Origin of the sequence: Cryobacterium sp. TMT3-29-2 (assembly GCF_004564305.1) — a bacterium.
Classification (GTDB): domain Bacteria; phylum Actinomycetota; class Actinomycetes; order Actinomycetales; family Microbacteriaceae; genus Cryobacterium; species Cryobacterium sinapicolor.
The window spans coordinates 1-3,303 of the sequence record NZ_SOGK01000075.1; the positions used below are offsets into that span (position 1 = coordinate 1).

Sequence of the window (3,303 nt, forward strand, 5' to 3'; positions counted from 1 at the left end):
ACCAGCTTCACGGCCTCGTCTTTGTACTCAGGGGTGAAGTCCCGACGTGATCTTGCCATAGTGAACATTCTCTCTTGTGAGGTGTCCACTCGACGGGGTCAGGGCCAATCAGACTCTCTCTCGGACATCCGTATCGCTTATATCAATGACGCAGCCAAGCCGCTCGGTGATGCTCCATTTGTTGAGCGGGAACGTCTTCAGCTTCAAAGTTTGGGATACACGCTCGTCCCGCTGACGATCGGAGACGGTACCGCTGCTGATTTTTCTGCCGCACTTGATACCGTCGATGCGGTCTATGTAGCCGGTGGTATGGCTGATTGTCTGATGGCCATTCTGCGCAGCACAGGCACTGACGAAGTCCTGATCGAGCGGGTCCGCGCAGGGCTGCCTTACATCGGAGCCAGCGCCGGCGCTATAATTACAGGGAAAAGCATTGATGCAGCGATTGCACTCGACGGCCACACGGACGGAACGTCCTTGGATGATCTCAGCGGTCTCGGACTCGTGGATGCGGTGATTCTGCCTCATGCTGATGGCCAGCTGCCGCCGTACCCGCCGGAGGTAATCGCTGAGGTGGCTCGTCGGCTGGACGGAATGCTCGGACTGACGATGCTGCCGGATGACGCCGCCCTGCTTGTAGAAAACAGGGATGTGCGTATGGTTGCCTCTCCCGCCACTGCGTAGTCCTTTGTCCTATACAGCACCGTTTTCCTGCTGCTCACAGGGATGCTGGAGGGACAATGACCTTAATCAGCCCTGCCACAGTGAGCGTTCCCGTTGTAGGGCGAGAGTGCCCGGCAACGGGAACGGTAAAGAGCGGTTGTTCAGCGTCCGGTTCCGAGCTGTCGCTGGACAGTCCGATACACAGTCAAGCGAGCCACGTTGAACAGCTCGGCAATCTCTGCTGTCGAGTGAGTACCGGCGTTGTGCACCTCCACGAGAAGTTTCTGTTGAGTGTTCGACAGCTTCGGTTGTTTCCCACGGAGTCGCCCTTTCGCTTTCGCGACTTGCATGCCTTCGCGCGTTCGGGCACGAATCAGATCGGATTCGAACTCGGCAACCATGGCGAGCACGTTAAACAGGAGTCGTCCGACAGGATCATTGGGGTCGTGGACGGATTTGCTGTGCAGTCTTCCGCTCACACCGCAAGCCTCCCACAGCGACGCACACGCCGGCACCGAGCCGAGCCGGACAGCCGCGGAGCCCTGTGGATCAAAACCACGCCCCGCCCAGCTGACGAGGAATAAAGTGGATGGCCGTCGCATTGGCCGCGGCTGGGCGTCTCGAAACCCAAGCGTCTCGTATCCCATGGGATACAAGACGCTGAGTACCCGCTCTGAGCCAGCGCCGGCAACCGGGTTGGCGCGACAAATAGCGATCACATAATGCCGCCACAAAGCACCAAAAGTCACACCAGTGTTCATGGGGACTAGGGGACGGTCGTGAGACGTCTCATATCCCTAGGGTAACGAGACGTTCCACGCAGTATGGGCACTGCAGGACGAATATCGTCTCGCTTGCGCTGCCAAGTTGCTGCGGTCAGTACGACTAACGGATCAGAGTTGTCGTCGATTGGGGTCGCTGCGGGCCGTAATCTGGCGCCATGGCGCTAACGAATCGAGAAATCGCATCCCTCATACTCATGGCTCTTACTGTGATGGCACTGCTTCTTTTCGCAAAGAACCGATCTGAGATTCGGTTGGCAGTTCGAGAATTGTTTGGGGCGTTCTTCAACTGGAAAATTCTTGTCGTCGTGGCCGTATATCTCCTCTATGCGACAGGTTGCGTTGCGTTGGCTGCGCAGCTAGATCTCTGGGGTGTTGGCATCCTTAAGGACACCCTCATCACAATCTTCTTCGTTGGCCTTCCTCTAATCGTCAGCGCCCCCAAAGTGAAGTCAGGAGTGAAGCTCGTCCGATCAGTTGGCCGGGAGACGATCGGCTTGTCAGCCTTTCTTGCTTTCTATGTGGCGCTCGCTTCATTCTCAATCCCGGGAGAGCTCTTCCTCCAATCAGTGCTCGTTGTACTGGCGATGCTCTCTGTGTACGGCAAGCGCGCGCCGGAGACACACAAGCTCGCCAGGGGATGCGACGTACTTCTCAGCCTTATCGGGATTGGGCTCGCAGCGTTCACCACATACACGCTGGTCTCGTCGTGGGATGCGCTTAGCATCCGCGACATCGCGCTTTCGCTTGCGCTCTCGATCTGGCTCCCGCTCATGCTCCTACCGTTGATTATTGCCCTTGCAATCCTCATGAGCGCAGAGACGGTATTGAGCCTCCTTAGCTGGCACAACAACAAGGTGGAACCGCCGCGGCGTGTTCGTTTGGCCTTTCTGATGGGCATCCATTTCAGCACCTTCTACGCCGCCCATTTTGCGGGTCAATGGCTAGGACGACTCGCCCGACAGAAGACCTTTCGGGGTGCCCAGCAAGTAATGCGGGATTACCGCCGAGCTATTCGACGCAACGTCAATGCAGAGAAAGATCGACTTGAGCGGCTGCTGACCATGTCAGGTGTCGCCGGAACGGACGAGAACGGACTTCGTCGAGATCGACGCGAGTTCGCGGCCACCAAGAAAGTACTCAAACACCTCTTCTACATGCAAATGGGATGGCATCGGAATCGCCTTGGTCACTTTAAGTCCGACATGCTCGAGCTCCTCGGCGACGTCACGAAGGATGGCCTGCCGCTCAAGCACGGCATTGAGCTCAGAGTCCGCAGCGACAGCCAAGCCTGGTACGCCTGGCGGGAAACTCCGAGCGGGTGGTTCTTTGGGGTCGGAGGAGACGGGGATCTCGCGATCGAGTGGCAATATGAAGGCGTAGAGCCGCCAGCTTGCTTCCCGACCGAGGGAGGCGGATGGACCGATGTGACCTCAAACTCTTCACGGCCCGAGTGGGCCGCAAACGATGCTCCAGTGCGGGTGGTCTGAAGCTGCAACCGCAATATGCGAAGTGTCTCAAAACCCCAGCGCCTCTTGACCCATGACATGAGGTATTCGGGCCTCTGTGGAGTCTCGCGGACTCAGCTCACGGCGCACCAGATGATAGGGCGGACCATGACAGCGCGGGGGGCTGTGCAGCCGTCACGTTGGTCTGTTGTGCATCGTTTGCGATATGGAGATTAAATGACGGGTGGTGTGACAGTGTCTGCCTACCTCGACGGGCGAGATTACTCGGTCGCTCAATCGGACGTTTAAATGACAGGGGTCGAGCATGCTCGTCGGATACATGCGCGTGTCAAAAGCTGATGGTTCGCAGAGCACTGATCTACAACGAGACGCACTCCTGGCCGCCGGCG

At 57.8% G+C, this 3,303-nt stretch carries 3 protein-coding genes and 1 pseudogene; 3 read left to right on the top strand and 1 reads right to left on the bottom strand.

Annotated features, from left to right (window positions below; genetic code table 11):
* The coding region (locus E3O67_RS09405; RefSeq protein ID WP_135102532.1) for a Type 1 glutamine amidotransferase-like domain-containing protein at nt 1-684 on the top strand (684 nt) is incomplete at its 5' end.
* A gap of 140 nt (nt 685-824) precedes the next feature.
* Here the strand turns inward: E3O67_RS09405 and E3O67_RS17445 are convergent.
* Nucleotides 825-1,424: a recombinase family protein gene (locus tag E3O67_RS17445; protein WP_241982094.1), complete on the bottom strand. Its 600-nt coding sequence runs from the start codon at nt 1,422-1,424 to the stop codon at nt 825-827.
* Nucleotides 1,425-1,603: 179 nt separating this feature from the next.
* On the opposite strand from E3O67_RS17445, the gene E3O67_RS09415 reads away from it, so the two are divergent.
* Together E3O67_RS09415 and E3O67_RS17205 are read left to right on the top strand one after the other, a co-directional pair.
* Complete coding sequence (locus E3O67_RS09415) at nt 1,604-2,935, top strand: hypothetical protein (protein ID WP_135102533.1); 1,332 nt, start codon at nt 1,604-1,606, stop codon at nt 2,933-2,935.
* A gap of 283 nt (nt 2,936-3,218) precedes the next feature.
* A pseudogene (locus E3O67_RS17205) lies at nt 3,219-3,303 on the top strand (recombinase family protein); the annotation flags it as partial.

Excerpts from the sequence above, each read along its gene's own strand:
- E3O67_RS17445 (WP_241982094.1), bottom strand. The coding sequence starts at position 1,424 with ATGAACACTGGTGTGACTTTTGGTGCTTTGTGGCGGCATTATGTGATC.
- E3O67_RS09415 (WP_135102533.1), top strand. The coding sequence starts at position 1,604 with ATGGCGCTAACGAATCGAGAAATCGCATCCCTCATACTCATGGCTCTT.